The 18,830-nt window shown below is 34.8% G+C and carries 17 protein-coding genes and 1 pseudogene; 2 read left to right on the top strand and 16 right to left on the bottom strand.

Annotation, left to right across the window (positions count from 1 at the left end; translation table 11 throughout):
• Positions 1-118 precede the first annotated feature (118 nt).
• Positions 119-688, bottom strand: coding sequence for a biotin transporter BioY (locus H8S00_RS12395; protein WP_186840652.1), 570 nt, complete (start codon positions 686-688; stop codon positions 119-121).
• Positions 689-854: 166 nt separating this feature from the next.
• On the opposite strand from H8S00_RS12395, the gene H8S00_RS12390 reads away from it, so the two are divergent.
• Positions 855-1,829, top strand: coding sequence for a biotin--[acetyl-CoA-carboxylase] ligase (locus tag H8S00_RS12390; protein WP_021952487.1), 975 nt, complete (start codon positions 855-857; stop codon positions 1,827-1,829).
• Between the two features lie 632 nt (positions 1,830-2,461).
• On the opposite strand, the gene H8S00_RS12385 is transcribed toward H8S00_RS12390, so the two are convergent.
• Positions 2,462-3,385: a Precorrin-6B methylase 2 gene (locus H8S00_RS12385; protein WP_186840651.1), complete on the bottom strand. Its 924-nt coding sequence runs from the start codon at positions 3,383-3,385 to the stop codon at positions 2,462-2,464.
• A gap of 117 nt (positions 3,386-3,502) precedes the next feature.
• Here H8S00_RS12385 and H8S00_RS12380 point away from each other — a divergent pair, with 117 nt between their 5' ends.
• Positions 3,503-4,135 (top strand): endonuclease III domain-containing protein, encoded by a 633-nt coding sequence (locus tag H8S00_RS12380; protein ID WP_186840650.1) that lies wholly within the window; start codon positions 3,503-3,505, stop codon positions 4,133-4,135.
• 282 nt (positions 4,136-4,417) lie between these two features.
• Here H8S00_RS12380 and H8S00_RS12375 read toward each other — a convergent pair whose 3' ends face one another.
• From H8S00_RS12375 to H8S00_RS12310, 14 genes and pseudogenes are all read right to left on the bottom strand, one after another.
• A complete protein-coding gene (locus H8S00_RS12375; protein WP_186840649.1) occupies positions 4,418-4,942 on the bottom strand; it encodes a hypothetical protein in 525 nt (174 codons plus the stop codon).
• 82 nt (positions 4,943-5,024) lie between these two features.
• Positions 5,025-6,287, bottom strand: coding sequence for a nucleotidyltransferase domain-containing protein (locus tag H8S00_RS12370; protein ID WP_186840648.1), 1,263 nt, complete (start codon positions 6,285-6,287; stop codon positions 5,025-5,027).
• A 12-nt stretch (positions 6,288-6,299) separates the two neighbouring features.
• Positions 6,300-7,271 carry a glycosyltransferase family A protein gene (locus H8S00_RS12365; protein WP_186840647.1) on the bottom strand — a complete coding sequence of 324 codons (972 nt, stop codon included), beginning with the start codon at positions 7,269-7,271 and terminating at the stop codon, positions 6,300-6,302.
• Between the two features lie 166 nt (positions 7,272-7,437).
• On the bottom strand, positions 7,438-9,135 hold the full coding sequence (locus H8S00_RS12360) for an ABC transporter ATP-binding protein (RefSeq protein ID WP_186840646.1): 1,698 nt from the start codon (positions 9,133-9,135) through the stop codon (positions 7,438-7,440).
• A gap of 39 nt (positions 9,136-9,174) precedes the next feature.
• Positions 9,175-10,416 (bottom strand): N-acetylmuramoyl-L-alanine amidase, encoded by a 1,242-nt coding sequence (locus tag H8S00_RS12355; RefSeq protein WP_186840645.1) that lies wholly within the window; start codon positions 10,414-10,416, stop codon positions 9,175-9,177.
• Positions 10,417-10,636: 220 nt separating this feature from the next.
• Positions 10,637-12,130 (bottom strand): fibronectin type III domain-containing protein, encoded by a 1,494-nt coding sequence (locus tag H8S00_RS12350; protein ID WP_186840644.1) that lies wholly within the window; start codon positions 12,128-12,130, stop codon positions 10,637-10,639.
• A 155-nt stretch (positions 12,131-12,285) separates the two neighbouring features.
• Positions 12,286-13,680, bottom strand: coding sequence for a LuxR family transcriptional regulator (locus tag H8S00_RS12345; RefSeq protein WP_186840643.1), 1,395 nt, complete (start codon positions 13,678-13,680; stop codon positions 12,286-12,288).
• A gap of 142 nt (positions 13,681-13,822) precedes the next feature.
• Positions 13,823-14,483 (bottom strand): annotated as a pseudogene (locus H8S00_RS12340) (hypothetical protein).
• Positions 14,484-14,497: 14 nt separating this feature from the next.
• The gene (locus H8S00_RS12335) at positions 14,498-14,683 is read right to left on the bottom strand and encodes a hypothetical protein (protein WP_021952498.1); all 186 of its coding nucleotides are present in this window, start codon (positions 14,681-14,683) and stop codon (positions 14,498-14,500) included.
• A gap of 26 nt (positions 14,684-14,709) precedes the next feature.
• Positions 14,710-15,897, bottom strand: a complete 1,188-nt coding sequence (gene gltS / locus H8S00_RS12330; RefSeq protein ID WP_186840642.1) for a sodium/glutamate symporter — start codon at positions 15,895-15,897, stop codon at positions 14,710-14,712.
• Between the two features lie 8 nt (positions 15,898-15,905).
• Positions 15,906-16,874 carry a TAXI family TRAP transporter solute-binding subunit gene (locus tag H8S00_RS12325; protein ID WP_021952500.1) on the bottom strand — a complete coding sequence of 323 codons (969 nt, stop codon included), beginning with the start codon at positions 16,872-16,874 and terminating at the stop codon, positions 15,906-15,908.
• 172 nt (positions 16,875-17,046) lie between these two features.
• Positions 17,047-17,367, bottom strand: coding sequence for a hypothetical protein (locus H8S00_RS12320; protein ID WP_186840641.1), 321 nt, complete (start codon positions 17,365-17,367; stop codon positions 17,047-17,049).
• A gap of 253 nt (positions 17,368-17,620) precedes the next feature.
• Complete coding sequence (locus H8S00_RS12315; protein WP_118589048.1) at positions 17,621-18,241, bottom strand: methylated-DNA--[protein]-cysteine S-methyltransferase; 621 nt, start codon at positions 18,239-18,241, stop codon at positions 17,621-17,623.
• Positions 18,242-18,321: 80 nt separating this feature from the next.
• Positions 18,322-18,687: an arsenate reductase family protein gene (locus H8S00_RS12310; protein ID WP_186840640.1), complete on the bottom strand. Its 366-nt coding sequence runs from the start codon at positions 18,685-18,687 to the stop codon at positions 18,322-18,324.
• Positions 18,688-18,830 lie beyond the last annotated feature (143 nt).

The raw sequence follows: 18,830 nt of genomic DNA, 5'->3' as shown, positions 1-18,830 counted from the left end.
ATCATTAAAAACCTACAATATCTATATTACCATAATTTAACTTATCTATCCATAAGAAAAGCTGCTGCCTGATGATTTCATATCACCAAAGCAGCAGCTTTTTAAAACCTATTTAAAATTAATCAAAATATCTTACATATTTTTTCATTCTGTCTACAATTATTACTGCAACAATTATTTTAATTATATCAGGTATTATGTATGGGAATACGCAAAGTCCCAATGTTGCAACTAATCCGTTTTTCATTAAAATCATGAACCATATTGTTCCTATGGCAAAACATATTACATCTCCTACAATCATTGCTAATGCGGTAACTGCGATTTTTGCCACTCCCTCTAATTTGTTAGCAGCTTTTTCAACAATTAATCCTGTAACAATTGCCGTAAATATAAATCCCACAATATATCCCCCTGTTGGTCCTGCTATAACTGACGGTCCTGATTTTACCTGACCTGCAAAAACCGGAACGCCTATAATTCCTAACAGTATGTAAACTATAACTGAGATTGTTCCTCTCTTTGACCCCAGCAATCCGGCAGTTACGAAAACTGCAAATGTCTGAAGGGTAAATGGAACCGGCTGAACCGGAACTCTTATCCATGAACATACTACTATCAAAGCCGTAAATATTGCTATTAAAACCATGTTTTGTGTTGAAAACAACTTTTCTTTTTGTGTCTGCATATTTTTATCCTCTCTTTTTTATTATTCAAACGTCACCATTTTATTTCATATAGCTCTATTTGTCAACCATTTTATTTTTTAGGTTCACATTTCTTTTCAGCTTTATTGTTTTTAAATTAATAAAATGCTATACTTAATGCATTACAACTTGCTTTTGGAGGCGAACATGAAGGTAAAAGATCAGGTATTAAAACAATTAGAAGATAATAAAGGAACTTATTTTTCAGGCAGTGAACTGGCAGCTGCATTAGGTGTCAGCAGAAATGCCGTATGGAAGGCAATTAAGTCCTTAGAGAAAAGTGGATACCGTATTTCTGCTGTTCCTAATAAAGGATATTGTCTTAACATGGATAATGACATTCTTTCATCCTGGAGCATAAAGCAGCATTTAAACCACGACGGCCTTAACATAACTGTATATGACACAATTTCGTCCACTAATGATGTTTTAAAGGAGCAGGCAGCTCAGGGGGCACCTCACGGAACCGTAATAATTTCTCAGGAACAGACTGCCGGAAAAGGGCGCATGGGAAAGAATTTTTATTCTCCATCAAAAACCGGAATATATTTAAGCATTTTAGTCCGCCCTGACATTCCGGCAGGGGAATCACTGTTTCTTACTACTTCTGCTGCCGTTGCCACTGCCAAAGCCATTGAAGATGTTTCAGATAAAAAAGCTGACATTAAATGGGTTAATGATATATATATATCTGATAAAAAAGTTTGTGGAATATTAACTGAAGCTTCCTTTAATATTGAAACGGGAAAATTAGATTATGCCATTGTAGGAATAGGAATTAACATTTGCTATCCTGACGGTGGATTTCCTGATAACATTAATGATATAGCCACTGCGGTTTTTGACAGCAATACCGATACGGTTAATAAAAGAAGTATCCTTATAGCCCATCTTTTGGATTATTTTATGGACTATTATGAAAATTTTGACAAAAAATCCTACGTGGATGAATACATTAAACGTTCCATGCTTATTGGACGAAGAATTTATATTGTAAACGGTGATGATAAAATACCTGTTACTGCCAAAGAAATCGACAGAGACTGCCGATTAAAGGTAGAATATGAAGATGGTAGCGAGAAATGGCTTTCATCCGGGGAAGTAAGCATTAAAATCAAATAAATCATCTACCTTTAAGGCTAAATACAAAAAACCGGTACGGATTTAATTACCTAAAACCATACCGGTAAAACTTTGGACCTTTTCTGTCAATAATATGCCCTACCATACAATAAGACACTTAGTATGAAATTAATATGTATACACTATAAATATATATAAGGTGTTAAAGATATAGAACTGTTGAATATAACAAAAGCCATAGGCTCTATATCAAGGAAGTATTTTTACACATTCTCCGACATAGCCTGTCGAAATGGCTGACAGAATACCGTCTAAGTTTCAATATGACAAATTAAAAAATAAAAGTATAATCCCTGGATACTTCCGGGAAATACCATAGCTCTTTTGACATAACGTCATGTTAACACGTCATCGTCAGAAAAATCCGGACTTGAAATTTAAATCCATATTTCCACCCCCTGTTCACAATATAACTGATAGGGCAATACACGCCTAAAACATAAGGAAGCATATGTACATTAGTATGTGAAATTATGTGCGCAAATCCATACCTGACATATGTTTTGAATAATACGTTGCCTGTGTTGCCTCATATCGTTATATGCATGTTAACATTTTGTATATGTGATGTCAATATATTTTGTGCTATTTTTATATTTTTTATGTTTATTTCATTGCGTAACCTCTCCGGTTATCATCCAAGGTGACGGCTGTGCAACAAAAATACTGTTTTTGTCTGTTTTTGAAACTGATATCTGCATTACTTCCGTAACATTAACTCCATGTTTTTTCATTAAGTATTTAATGTCTGCTAATATATCAAGTTCTAAGGTATAAACAATAATCTTAATGTTTGGATTAATTTTTAATAAGTTTACAATATCACTTTCAATATCCTGCTTTGTTGCTACTATAAATGCAATTCTTGGCACCGGAAGCTTCTCCAATGTTTCCACCTTTAAGTCAGAAACGATTTCAACATTGTGAACTCCAAACTTAGACGCATTCTCTTCCATGGAGCGAAGGGAACCTGCATCTCTTTCTGCTGCAATAATTACTCCTTCATATGCCACCATTGAAGCCTCTATTACTATACTTTCACCACTTACAATAAGGGCTGTGTCACTAACATCCAGCTCTAACTTATTCATAATAACAGACCTTATTTCGTGACCTACATATTTAACGGTACCTGATGAGAAGTTTTCATTTTTTATTCCAAAAATCATTGATTCTCTGGTATTTTCATTAACAATGAAAATAACCGTAGGACCTGACAACTCATCATCCATCATGTCGCTTACCTTACAGTGCTTCATTTCTCCAGGCTCATATCCCTTTCCAAAATACATTTCATAGTCGCCATAGCCTGCTTCCCAGCATTTATATAACATATTAGGATGAGTTTCATCAGCAAAAATTAAAATTCTCTTATGAGTTGCTATTGTTGCAAGAACATTTCTCCTTTTTCCGCAAGTATTAAGAAGCTTGATTTTTTCAGGTGTTACCCCCTGCATATCTGCAACATATTCCATCCATTTAAGCATCTGTGATGTAGAAAATTCCACACAGGATTTTTCTATATTATTATCCATTTTAGTATCCTCCTTGTCTCCGTTCAAACTTATAGAAATATTATATCACTAAATCAATGTGTAGCAAGAAAAAATATGCTATAATATGTAAATGATATATTTGAAAGGATTAAAAAAATGACAAAAAAACAGCTTGCTTTGGAAATTATTAATCGTTTAAAAAAGGAATATCCTGATGCCTCCTGTACCTTAGACTATAAGGATGCATGGAAGCTTTTAATAAGCGTCCGTCTTGCTGCCCAGTGCACTGATGAGCGGGTAAATAAAATCGTCCCTGATTTATATAAAAAATATCCTACTATTGATGCTATTGCTGAAGCCCCTGTAGAAGAAATAGAAAAAATAGTCCGTCCCTGTGGATTAGGGAAAAGTAAAGCCCGGGATATAAGTCTTTGCATGAAAATGTTGAGAGATGACTTTGATTGCAAGGTACCTGACAATATGGAGGATTTGTTGAAGCTTCCGGGAGTTGGCCGTAAAAGTGCTAATCTTATAATGGGTGATGTTTATGGGAAGCCTGCCATTGTTACAGATACCCATTGCATCCGACTTACCAACCGTATGGGATTAGTGGATGGAATAAAGGAACCGAAAAAAGTTGAAATGGCACTTTGGAAAATCATTCCCGGCGAAGAAGGCAGCGACTTTTGTCACCGTCTTGTGTATCATGGCAGGGAAGTATGTACTGCCAGAACCACTCCTCACTGCAACAGATGTTGCCTAAATGATATTTGTAAAAAAAGGATTTAACTTAAATGAAAACCGGTAAAGTATGTACATATCAAAAATATGTCACACCTTACCGGTTATTTTATTGATTAATTATTATTTTTATTGTTACTTTTTTAGGCTTGCTCCACTTACCTGAATAGCTCTTTCTGACAACAGTTTTTATGACTCTTGCCCTTATGTATAACACTTTTTTATTTTTAATCTTTTTGCTCTTTAAAGTAAACGAAACACTTTTAACAGTTTTCTTAGCTAAAACCTTTTTAAATTTCTTAGATGAAGAAATCCGTACCTGATATTTCTTTATACCTTTAATCTTCTTAAGAGAAATTTTAACTGTAGCAGCCTTTCTTTTCTTAATGATTCTCCTGCATTAAGAACCGGAATAGTCCATGTTACTGTATTTGTTTCTTCTGAGCATGCACCTCCCGAACCTGTAAGGGTAACCGTTGCGTTTTTTGGAATACTTACACCTGAAATGGTCTTTGTAGCTGAATCACCATTACTTCCCGTCATGGATATCTGATATGTCTGAGGGCTGGTAACTTCTGCTGCCTGACTTGTATCCGCCCCTGAAATAATTCCTCCATCAGTAGATGATGTAAGCTTTAATCCATTGTTTTTATTTACAATATTTCCCAATAAATACTGGTCATAAACATCCCAGTATGATCCAACGTTAAATGACTGTATTTCATTATTTGCATCAAAGAAAACTTCTGCATTTGCCGGAATATTTCCCGGTTCCTTTGCAGTTTCGGCTTTTACATTCGTAGGATTTACAAATGTAGGAAAGCTAATTCCTGAAAACGTAAAAGCTGTAGCCATTACGACCGCTGTTGCTTTTTTTTAGAACTTTTCTCACTTTCATTATCCCTTTCCTCCTAATAAATTTAAATAACTTATTTTCTCATAAAACTCCATACTGACGCATAAGTTCCATTCTTTTCTTTCCCATTGCTATACTGTCTATTTCTTTAGAATATCTGCTTTGTGTTCTTCTCTGTTTCAAATACCTTATTATTCTGTGACAATACGCAACCGGCAATAAATAACTTCTCTTTTGCAAATACTGATATTTCTGCTTCATATATGACTTAGACGGAAATAAAGAGCTTTTTATGGAAAGCCGTACTTTTTTATTTTTCTCTGAAAATCCTTTATTTGCAGCACTTATGGTGATTTTTGAGCTATGTATCCTTCCCATACTGCTTTTACCAAAAGTTCCTGAATCAAGCATATCCACTAAAAGATTTTCACTGTCTGCCACAATTAACTGTCTGTCTTTTAAAGGAATCTCGCTGCTGTTAAAGCCTAAATATCTGTCACCTATATCAAATAAATTGATAAGGAATCTATATAATCTGTTTTCCTGTGCCACAGTTTCCACATAATCCCAATTAATTAAGGAATTATATTTTTGGACAAATATCAGCAAATCGCACAGCTGACGTACTCCAAAACCACAATATATAAAATGTTTGTAACTATGACTTAGTAAAAACAGAAAATGATCTGTTTCATTAAGAGTCCATACCCATCCTGTTCCCGTCTCTCTCTTCTCCGCCTTATCCACTGCTTTTTTAAATCTGTTATTAAGACCTTTAAAAGCGTTATTGTCAGATGGCAACAAGCCAGTATGTATCTCTATTCTTACTTTCGTAATCGAATTATAATAAGCTACTTCATATGGAATCTTCTTTTTGTCCATATTCTCCACGTCATTTTCACATATAAAGCCTTCTTTTTTTAAGATTTCATGGCATTTCATAAAATCTTCTTTATCAATAAGCAAATCTTCATCATTTGAATATCTACAATCCGGCTTAGGATAAAGATTTCTAAGAACAATTCCCTTAACCACCACCGGTTTAATTTCATTTTGTAATAACTTTTTATAAATTTCAAAGAAAAAGCTTGTCCTCTGAGTCTGGGATATCATAAGCAAAATGGTTTGTCTTTTATAAGGTGCAATCTCTTTTTGAAATCTTTCGTAGCTGTTGGTACCGGCAATAAAATCGCACACAATAGGAAGCATACTCTGTTCCCTTGCCATATTTAATACTTCAATAAGCTGCTCTTTTTTATTAATATTTATCTCTATGTTTTCACCATCTGTCCCAAGGGCTCCTTTAACGGCATCCATAAAGATTTTACTATCAGGACTTATCATGTGACACCTCTTTTAAACTCTCTTATACCTTAACAAATAAAATATCACACCAAAGGGGTATGCCATTAACGCAACAATCTTGTTGTGTGCTTTCTTTATTACATCCTTCTCCCCTGCAATTCCTGCTACTGAAATATATCTTATATAATCAAAAAATAACGACCTAAATGTATCATCACTATTTATTTTCTGATTAACATATAACAGATAACCCTTTGGATTATCTTTAATAAGTTTTGACATATTAAATGTATACCCATCCATCTGATATCTGTGTACACACAACGTTCTGTTTAATACCACAAGTTTTCCGTCCCTGTCTATTAAATTATATAAGTATGCCTCGGGTACAAATTTTTCCTTTTGAATTTTAGGAAACTGATACTTCTTAACTTCTGTTGTTCTAAATACCAGCATAGCCTCCCCTTTTAAGCCAAACTTCCTGTATGCCTCCCCTAAAGTAGTCTCAACGTAGCCATCACTTGCTTTTTCTTTCTCAATGTAATACCTGTCATTAAAAGCTTTTTCTCCAGGCTTTTTATCATGTTTTATTTTGATATACCCCGGCAGTTGTTTAACCTTCATTTCCCTTTTTATATCTTTGAACTGAACTTTTTTCTGTGACATAATACCTACAATGTTTTCATTCAGTTTAACTTTTTCCCAACATTTAAGTACCATTTCAATGGCATTTGGGGTAATAACATCATTTGAATCAAGACACATAAATATTTCTGTTGTTGTCATTTCCACAGCCTTGTTATGAGCCATAGACTTTCCTAAGTTGTCCTGCTTCAAATATTCTATCTTTATTTCATTTTCCAGCTGCCACTTTTTTATAAGTTTCTCAGTGCTATCAGTGGAGCCATCATCAACAACAAGCCACACAAAATCTTTGCACGTCTGTTTTTTTAATGAGCAATATAATCTTTTAATTATATTTCCACGATTATATGTAGGTGTAAAAACCGTAATACTCTCCATTGTTTTCTCCAGTCTGCTAATGATACTGAATCTACTTTTTAATTAACTTTTCACGTGGTTTAATCCAGTATAAGTTTAACGTCAAACTTTCTTATTTATCTGATATTACCACCGGTGAAAAAAAAAAGTAAAGTTTTATGATATAATTTGTCTTTATGCAACATTTTTATTTTTTAATTTCCTCAAAATTTGTCTTATTTATCCTGTAAACCCTCTCACAAATATCCAAAACACTTGGTCTGTGGGTTGTTACAATACATATTTTCTTGCTGTCCTTTTTTATTATATTTTTAAGAACCTTTTCCTCGGTATCCACATCCAATGCAGAAGTAGCTTCATCTAACAGTATTACCGGTGCATCTCTGAGAACTGCACGGGCTATTGAAATTCGCTGTGCCTGACCTTCTGAAAGTCCCTGCCCGTTTTCACCGATTATGGTATTTATGCCCTCCGGCAGTTTTTTTACGAAATCATAGGCGCAGGCAGTTTTAAGAGCTACTATTATTTCTTTGTCTGTTGCATCATTTTTAACCATTCTCATATTCTTGGCAATGGTATCGGCAAAAATTGTATTGCCCTGAGGTACATACGAAAACATTTCCCTTGTAGCAGCGGAGAGAGCACATTCATTTCCTAAATTATCCCTCATAACACTTTTTCCGGATTGTGGATTTATAAGTCCTAAAATTATTCGCATTATAGTTGTTTTTCCCTCTCCTGAAGGACCTACTATTGCCACAATATTTCCTGACTTTGCCAAAAGGTTTACATTAGATAAAACCTTTTCACCACCCTTATACGTAAAATCAATATTTTCTATTCTGATTTCCAATCCCTTAGAACTGTTTTCCTTTATTTTTTGTGCAGTTTCTTCCTCAATCACCGGCTCCGGCTTAATTTCAGATACTGACATAATTCTTCCTGCACTGGTGGTAGCTGATACCGCCTGAGGAACTAATGATATTAAAGAAGAAAACGAGGAGGACAAACTGTTTGCCAGCTGTATAAACAATGTAAGAGTTCCAAATATAATGGCACCCTTCCACAATCTGTATACTCCCCAGCCTAAACATCCGTAAGATACCAACATTCCCGTAAAAGATAAGAGACTTGTGGCGGTTATGGACATTTTGTTGTAATCCATCATTAAATCCTTATATTTTTGCTGTACATTTCTCATCCCTTTTTCAAAAAAATCCACTATTCCAAAACATTTAATTGTCTGTATATTCTGAAAAGAATCTTCCTGATATGTAATGACTTCACTGCTTGCTTTTCTAAGTTCCTGACTGTATTTTCTCATTTTTGACAAAATCACCCTGGACATTAGCACTGAAACCGGTGCGCTAAGTAATGCAATAACTGCCATAGTAGGGTCATAATATAAAATAATAACCAACGCTCCTAAAAACTGTGCTCCCTTGGTAATAAGACTGGGAAACCAGCTGATAACACTGTCTGAAACAGTTTTCACATCTCCTGTAAGCCTGTTTATTAAGTCACCGCTTCTATATTCATACAGCGATTCCCAATCAGCTTCCATTACCCTGTCGTAAATTTCTGCCTGAATTTCATTATATACTTTGGTACTGATTAAAACCGTTGCCCTGCTGGTTATGGCATTTAACACGATATTTCCCATACCCATGGCAATCATCAGGGAAACAACCCATCCTATTGCCTTTGTATCGTACCCTGTTACAATGTCAATCAGGTATTTACTCATTACACTTCCTGCTAATCCCATAACAGTTGCCAAAACACCTAACACACAATAAAGTAAAATTGCTCCCCAATAGTGTTTCGCGTATTTCAGCATCCATTTTGCTTCATCTTTTACCTGAGATATATTATGTTTTTTCATTAATCTCTCCTTAACATTTATAAGACAGGCGAATGCAATTTATCTGTTAATAACCGTACCTGTTCTCTTATTTATATAATACATTTTTCCTTTAATTCTATGTCTTCCCTTTGTGTACTTCTTTCCTGTTTTGCTAAAAAGGTATGTTTTTACACTGTCACTGTAAGCCTGATTTCTTATTACGGAACCATCTCCCTTTGTCAAATATCTGTATCCCTTTACCTTAATCCAACCAGTTCTTAAAGCACCGTTACTTCCTGACAGATAATATTTCTTTTTGCCCACTGAAATAAAACCTTTTCTCATTTTTCCGTTGTTCTTGCTAAAATAATACCATTTACTGTTATGCTTTACCCAGCCTTTTACTTTCCTACCATCTTCCGTAACATAATATGTGGCACCATTTTCCTTTACAAACTTTCCCTTGTTTTGAATAGGGTTTAAACCATAATATGATACAATGGCATTGGCATCTGCCACACCTAACATTTCTCTTTTTGCCTTGGTGCTAAAAAACTTTTCACAGTCTGATTTGCTGGTAACAAATCCATGTTCAATAATTATGCTTGGGATTTTAGTTTTTACTCCGTTTCTTACTATGGAATAATAGTCTGCCCTGGCACCGTTACCGTAATACATGTCATCTGCCTTTCTCAGTAAAAGTCCCAGATTCTTTATGCCCAAATCCTTTAAATTAGCCAAAACCTGTCTGCCTAATGCCTGAGTTTCAATTCGCACATTATCATTGTATCCAGACCTATATGCCGGAAGAATCATGGCTCCGTTTCTGTGAGGATTATCATCTGCATTAATATGCATACTAACTAGAAAGTCAGCATCTAAACGCAATGCATAATTATTTCTTGCCACAAGACAATCCCCTAACTTAAGGGCACTGCAGCATCTTCCTGTATTCCTTGTCATATATACATTTATATTTTCATATTTATTTAATTCATCCCTGCAGGCATTTGCTATGTCAAGAACTACTTTTTCTTCCCTTAATCCGTTTGCCTTTGCTCCTGTATGTACACTACAATGTCCCGGGTCTAAAACCACTGTTTTAGATTTAGATGGAGATATTTTAGAAATAATACTTTCCTTTGGTATCTTAGAATTATTTTCCGGATTTTTGGTAGTCTCTTCCGGAATAACTGCTGTAGTTTCCTCTGCTGTTCCTCTTTCTGTTTCATTTGCATATGCAGTATATGTATTTTGAACTCCTCCATAAATAGCTGTTATTGCAGCTACAAGCGCTATTGTTTTTACTAACTTTCTCATTTTAGCCTTATCTCTCCTGTAATTTAATACCATTTTTCAGTCTATAATAATCTTTGCGAATTAAAGCACCATTAATAACGTACCGGCACCTATTAATACACATCCTATTGCTGATTCACTAACATAAATTATGTTTACAGTGTTTTAAGTATAACAAAAATGTCAACATAATTAAACCCGGAAGAACAAGAATAATGTCTTTTCTTCCGGGTTTTTGCATTTATTTGGTTATCTTAACTTTTTTAACTGCCGACCATTTGCCAGCATTCTTGCCATTTATTCCCCTTACCCTGAAATAATATGTCTTTTTCCTAGTAAGTTTTTTTACAGTCACTTTTAATTTAGAGGATGTTATTGTCTTTGTTTTATACTTCTTTGCCTTAGAAAACTTTTTATTTAAAGAATACTGAATCTGATATTTCTTTGCATTGCTTGCTTTCTTCCAGCTAAGAGTTACTGTCTTTTTCTTTGAATTTTTCGCACTGCTGATTTTTGCCTGACCGATTTTCTTTACAGCCGGCTTTGGTGCTGTTCCTTTTGTAAGAACCAGTTTTTCCAAATTAACAGTGTAGAAATATGAATAATATTCTCCCTTAATCTTTTGCTGTAAATCCTTTGGCAATTCTAATATTTCTTTCTTGCCCGGTACTAAAATGGCAGCCTTGCCTAATATACTGTCATCTACTATTTTAAATACGGTATATTTTATGACTCCATCAGGATGGTCATCGTCAATGTAATGTACGGTATATACACCATAGTCTTTATTATCAGAAGTGCTGTGATACATTTGCAGGTAAACCTCACTAAACAGGTCCATAAGTACCACTCCCTTAAACTGATCTATCTCCCCATCACTGTCTAATACCGTTTCATATCCTTTAGTTTCAGGCTTAATATTCTCCTGACCTTTTATAGGCTTTGCAATTAAATAAGTTTTCCCTGCCTCAATTTCTTTATTTTCCAATATTTCATACATGGAATAATAGCCTGTTTTTTCCATGTTATCATCATACTTTGCATTGCCACCATAATATTTTCCGTCTTTTTTAAACTTATCAAGCCATGCTCCTTCTGAAACATCATATGCCTTAACATTTTCCGGAATCACATGTTTTTCTTTATCCTGCTTAACATTAACCTTTTCTGAAGTCTTTCCCTTTATAGCTATGGCTTTTGTCTTATCACCATTTGAAGCCCCAATTGTTTCTATTACAGGATATCCTTTTTGTGAATACATTTCCATGTCCACGGTGCTCTCTATTGTAAGAATTCCCTTTGTTCCCTCGGCACGCATATTAATCGCTGTTTCCTGTAATTTCTGCTTATTTACCACAAGTTTTCCATCTCCTGAAATAGTAAGATTTCCACCATATCCGTCTCCCCAAATAAAGATTGACCTTACTTCATTTTCACCTTTTACGTTAATTTTAAAATCATCACCCATAATATTGGCAACTAGGTTGTACTCTTTCATTTTTACATTATTTAGTGTAAGAGTGTTGTTTTTTTCATTATATGTCACACCATTTACCTTTTCCACCTTAGCCTGTGCAAAATTGGCAAATATAAACTTGTCGGTCTTTTCCGAAATCAATCTTAAATATGACGGCAACTCTCCCTTACCCGGTCCATTGGCTCCTAACACCATCTGAGGCATCATTGTAATCAACAATGCAAGACTTAATAATAAACTTATAACTTTTTCTTTCATAACAAATACTCCTTTCACGTATGTAATATTTTTTGTTTTCGAGGACCGGTTAAATCCGGCACTCCCACCTGTATTTGTATGAATAATATCCCATAAAGTTTACTTTTTTTTAAGTTTACATATGTCTCAAATCGTTATTTTATGGCATTTTTTTGTTATTTCCACTCATAATAAAACTGAATCAGACCCACTCTGGATTTGGTACCTGTTTTCTCATTTAAGTTGGCAATATGCCTGTACAATGCTGCTCTTGAAATATATAATTCTCCTGCTATATCCTGTACACTTTTGTCGGACGTAAGAAGTTTCATCATCACCTCTTTTTCCCTTGGTGTTAAGGAAAATGTTTCTGAGAATTTTATAAATTTGTCTTTTAAATCTTCCTCCTGAGTCTCTATAGACTCTATATCCTGTCTTATGCCATTATGCATATAGTATATGAATATTGATAAACTTATTAACACAAACATAACCAATGCTACAATGCTATTAACAAAAACGCTTTTTGTTTCAAACAAATTGATGGATAATGTTCCTATAATGGCAGCACATAAATTGTTTACACCACGTCCAAGACCTGCCCAAAGTTCCATTTTTTTCATATGGAAAGACAGTTCAATAAATGCCGTAGTAAAAAATACTGCGAAAAACCCTGCTGACAGATAAAATACTATAAGACCTACCATGAATCTGCCCCCTGTCATTATAACTAATACGCAAATAGTAGATAACAGAGTCACACAGTACATAATAATACTCATATACCGTCTTTTTCCCATATCAAATAAAATACCTGCCAAAATTCCACTTACTGCCAGCAATAGTCTTGGCAGCTGTCCTATGTCAACCTTTCCTGTGGAATGGAATAATGTAACCACATTATCAAGGGTAGAAAATATACATGCCATGAACAACACCTGAAAAATCAGGGTTATAGCTGCAACTTTTGGTCTTTTGAGTATATCCTGATTTTGCCCCGTTGCTGACACAATATCTTCCGGCTTTTTTAAAGCATAACTTAAAATAACAGCCAGCCATATTATCATCATTACTGACAATACAACAGCCTCTGCCCTGTCATTGTTTATAAGATTGTTATTAATGAACTGAAGGTACAAACCTATGGCATATGAAAAACCAATAGTCTTTGCCAGACTGCCATCTTTAAACAGATTAATTGCCACAAGGTAATGGGTTAAACTGCCTATAATTCCTAACAACACAAAAATAAGGCACCCGGCAATTAATATTAAAACATATGAAAAATGCATAACTATTATCAATACACCGCCAATATACCCTGCTACTGCCAATATGCTTCCTATGTATGGCACCTTACTCTTCACACAGCCTTTAATAAAAGGGAATATGATAAATCCCAATACGCTGGCTCCTAATATGTAACTTTGTGCAATTACCACACCTTTAGAATCAGTTACATATTTCATCATGTTGTCAAACAGATACTCTGTTCCTAAAAATATAAAATTAAATAATGCCAATATAATAACGGCATAAACTCTTTTTTTATTATTAATTATTTCTCTCATTTTTTATCCTGACTTTGCTAATTACTTGATAATAGGTTAGCATAAATTAAGATAAAAAGAAATGCCGGCTACCAAAATGATAACCGACATTGTTTTATTCTTATTTAATTTTACTGTTTACCACTTCCGGCAAATATCTTATTTATAAACACATTTTGAAAATATTTACAACATCTTCTTTTGCAAGAGGTTTAAATGCATATGCCAGTCCTCCCAGCCTTACTGCCTTTTCAGCCATTACTTCAAAATGACTTTCATCAATTCCAATATCAATAAAACTGCTCTTTAATCCTAATGTTTCAAAAAGGAATTTTTCCATCATTTCAATACCTTTGTTTGCAATTTCCATTGGTGGGAGATTTTCGTCAACTCCAAATACATTTACCGCAAAATCCACATATTTTGACACTGTAGTTTCGTCAAAACAATATTTCATCCAACGTGGTGTAAGTATTGCCAGACCTAAACCATGAGTTATGTCATATATTGCTGAGAGTTCATGCTCCATTGGATGACAACTCCACGCCTGACGCTTGCCACCATCTACAAATCCGTTTATTGCCCATGAGGATGTCCACAATAGGAAGATACTACTTAACGTCTGTTTTCTGCTCTAATATATCCCATGCATCTCCGTCATAAAAAGCTGCCGCTCCAATGTATTTTGTGCAGTCAATTACAGAACCGCCACCATATGCAAGCAGTACCTTTTTTCCGTACTTACTTAATTCTTCACCTAAATGACCTAGCTGATTTTCTCCAAAATACACCTTAGTAGGTATGTCGTATACAAAATTATTCATATGAAACCTCCTCCTTATTTTTTCCTCTTAATGTGAATTTCCGGTATTGCTACATTATCATATGTGATGTACCCGTCCTTGTCTGTTTTGTCGTCCTTTTCTTCTTCCTTTATTTCTCCTGTATGGATTTCAGGAACTGCAAGGTTTTCACTTTCCACCTCATAATCACCACGTTTTTTTCTTATTTTTTTTATGAGCATTTTTATACCTCCCGAATATACATTTTCTATAAAAAGTTAATGAAGAATGTAACTACTAAACTGTTTAAGAAATCGGCGAATAAACTTCCTACCAATGGAACTAACAGATACGCCTTAACTGATGGCTCGTATTTCTCACACAATGCCTGCATATTTGCCATGGCATTAGGGGTGGCACCCATTCCAAAGCCACATACACCTGAGGATAATACTGCTGCATCATAGTCTTTTCCCATTACATTAAACACTACAAAATATGTGAAGAACAATATAAGAAGTGTCTGTCCTGCCAATAAAATCACCAGTGGAAGTGCCAGTTCTGCTAACTGCCAGATTTTAAGGGTAATCATTGCCATGCCTAAAAACAGTGAAAGGCTTATACCACCAATGTCATTTATTTCACCCATATATATGGTAAATTTTCCTGAATATTCTCCTATATTACGAATGCAGGCTGCAACAATCATTGCACCTATATATATTGGAAAAGTCATTCCTGTAAGGGACAAAAGCTCTGACACAATGGTACCTATTCCAATGGCAATGATAATCTGGAAAACTGCTGAAGGGTACATACTTGTGTGTCTCTCGTGCTTCTTCTCTTCTTCCACCAACAAGCTGTCATCTTCCTGAACAACTGTATCTAACAGCTTTTTCTTTTCTATTAAACGTCTTCCTACAGGACCACCCATTACGCTTCCTGCAATTAAACCAAATGTAGCTCCTGCGGTACATAACGTAGTGGCTCCGCCAATTCCAAAGTCTTCCAAAACCGGGCCAAAGGCTCCTGCCGTACCATGTCCTCCAACCATTGGAATTGAGCCTGTACACAATCCCACTAACGGACTTATGTTTAGCAATTTTGAAAGTCCTACTGCCAGAAAATTCTGGGATACAATTAAGGTAATAACCAATCCAAGAAATACAATCATTGCTTTTCCGCCACTTCTCAAAACCTTTAGATTTGCCTGAAAGCCTACAGATGTAAAGAAAAATACCATGCATACTTCCTTTAAAATATCGTCAAAGGTAAACTCCGCCACTCCTGTTACATAGCATATACATGTAAATACTGCAAATATTACGCCACCAATAACCGGTGCCGGAATACAAAATCTTTCTAAAAAATTAACTCTCTTTTTTAAAAATTTTCCCAACATCAGAACAAGGACAGCAACTGCCATTGTCTGATACATATCCAATTCTATCTTCATATCAGCTGTTAATTATTTCCTTTCTCTATTTTAACGTCAATGCCGCATTCTTTGTAATATTCTGCAGCACCTTTGTGAAATGGAATTGAAATTCCTTCCACAGCAGTTTTTTCATCTAAGGAAATATCCACCGGCAGTGCCAGCTGAATTTCTTCCTTCTTATCAAAAAGAATTTTAGTTATATCCTTAACTGTTTTGTCTGATAATTTATCACTTGCCAGAAGAAGTGCTTTAACAGCAACCGTTTTAACATCCTGCTTTTGTCCATTGTATGTGCCTGCCGGAATAGTATATATGTTGTATGATTTGTAAGCTGACTCAAGTTTTTTGATACTTTCATCATCTAATGACAATAGTTCAATATCACACTGCTTCGCCAGTTCACTGATTACTGTAGTGGCTGTTCCAGCTGTACAGAAAAATGCATCAATTTCCATATCTTTTAACTTGTCTGCTGCACTGGTATAATCTAACTGAACTGTTTTTACTAATCTGTCTGTAAGTCCGTAAGCCTGTAAAATCTGTTTTGCACTTTGTTCTGTTCCTGATTCCTTTTCTCCTATGCTGATATTCTTTCCCTGAAGGTCATTTACCGATTTGATGTTTGAATCCTTCCTTACAACAATCTGACATGCCTCGTCATATAATGTTGCAATGGCACTGTATCCACGGTATTTATCGCCACCTGCGAAATTGCCTTCGCCGTAGTACGCATCATTTGTCATATCATTCTGGGCAATTGCCATTTGCAGATAGCCCTTTGATAAAAGTCGGAGATTCGCCGCCGAACCGGCTGTGGTTTTTACCTGCATATCATAGCCGTTGTCCGCCTCACTCACTACTCCTGCGAAAATATCGCTAAATACATGGTATGCACCGCCGATTCCTGCCGCACCCAATCTAATACTACTGCTGTCAGCACTGCACCCTGTAAGGGCAAATATCATTATAAATAAAATTATTAGTCTGTTTCTCACTAGAACACCTCGCTATGTTTTCTTGTTATTATGTATTTTATCATATAATTTGGATAAGACAAAGGGGAATGGTGGAAAGTGGTGGTGTACCAAAATTACTCTATAAAAAAATGAGATATTACCTTATAAATTTTTAGCAACATCTCATTCATATAAATTCCATTATTTATTTTTATATTGTTTCATATAGTAAATCGATTTCGTCAATTTCTTTTTTTAATCTATCTGAAATTTCATTATTAATGAATTCCTGCTTTATCTTTGCAATAAAATGTAAATCTGTAAACAAGTGTGTAATAGTGTTCAATAGACTTCCTATGTCAAGATTTTTAGGATTACGAGTTATAGCTGTATTAATAATTGTACTTGTGGATGCAATAGAATTTGAAATCAAAAGTATTTTTCGCGTTCTCACCTCAAATAAATCCTTATCCTCATTTTCTTTTCTAAACAAACCATGTGCTAAAGTGATAATAATATCAAACAACTTCATATTCTTCTTGTTCTTAACATAATCTCCCCTTTCCTAATCCTCCTATTTATTGATATTTAATCTTACCCATATATTACAATATACACACATTGTACCAAATCAGGGTGGCAGATTATGTCAACCTAACAAAAAAATTGGAATTAAAGGTAATTACTCCGATTTATAATTTCAAAGCTGATGATAACTAATTTTTCTTATTTTGAATATTAATAAACATTTTAACCTTGGAGAGGGTTTAAGCTAGCCTAAACCTTTATATTCCATACTTTTCCAAATCTACTTTACCCTCTACCACTTCCACTCCGTCTTCCATCAATCTCTTTGCCTGTTCATTTTCTCCACCAAAAGCAAAGGCCCCTGAAAGTTCTCCTTTGGAATTGACAACTCTAAAGCATGGGATATTTTCAGGGTCCGGATTTTTGTGCAATGCATTTCCTACAGCTCTTGCCATCTTTGGCTCCCCTGCCATTTCCGCAATCCTTCCATAGGTTGCCACATGCCCTTTAGGAATTTTCTTAACAGCTTCGTATATTCTTTTTGTTGGACTGTCAGTAATAATGTCGTAACTTTCGGCTATCATTCTTTTTACATCCTCATCAGGTACATTTCCATCAAGAATTATGGTATTCCAATGTTCTTTATTCTGATGATATCCCGCCACAACTGATTTATATGTCTGTCTCCAGAAATCTCTCCATTGCGGGTCAACCTTCACATTTAAATTAATAACTCCGTCTTTCTCATAAATCCAAAGAAATGCTTTTCTGCTTCCTTTTATTCTTATTAATTGCCAATTAGTATCCTTAAATGGGGTGTCCAAATATGTATTTTCAAATGTTAATCCATAGGATATTGCTTCCTGTCTTGTTTTCATAATCTTATCTGTGCTCCTTTTCATAGATGTTGTCTACACATCCACTATTTCTTTTACCACATGGATATAAACCAGATTTTCTACAGCAATGTTTCAGTCCATTCTGTTTCCTTAAATCCAATTAACACCTCATTACCATCAACAAGCAATGGACGTTTTACTAACATTCCGTTTGTTGACAATAATTTTAATTGTTCATCCTCACTCATTGTCGGCAGTTTATCCTTAAGTTTCATTTCCTTATAAAGCAATCCACTGGTATTGAAAAATTTCTTTAAGGGTAAGCCACTTTCAGAAAACCACTTTTTTAACTCATCATATGACGGATTATTTTCTACAATATGACGTTCCGTGTACTCTATGTTATGCTCATCTAACCATTTTTCTGCCTTTTTACACGTTGAACATTTTGGATAACATATAAATAACCTTTGTTTTGTTTGCATAATTTCATCCTTTCCACACCAATTATTCCCATACATCTCACGACTTCCCCAATCTTCCCGACTAATGCAATTATCCTTCTACATAAAGAGCGTGTACATATGGTAAGCTAATTATAAGTGCTTCATTATTTTTATAGAATTAT

The sequence above is a fragment of the Eubacterium segne genome, assembly GCF_014287775.1.
Classification (GTDB): Bacteria; Bacillota; Clostridia; order Lachnospirales; family Lachnospiraceae; genus Eubacterium_G; species Eubacterium_G segne.
The sequence above is the reverse complement of the archived record's forward strand: the minus strand, read 5'-3'. Positions and strand labels throughout refer to the sequence as shown.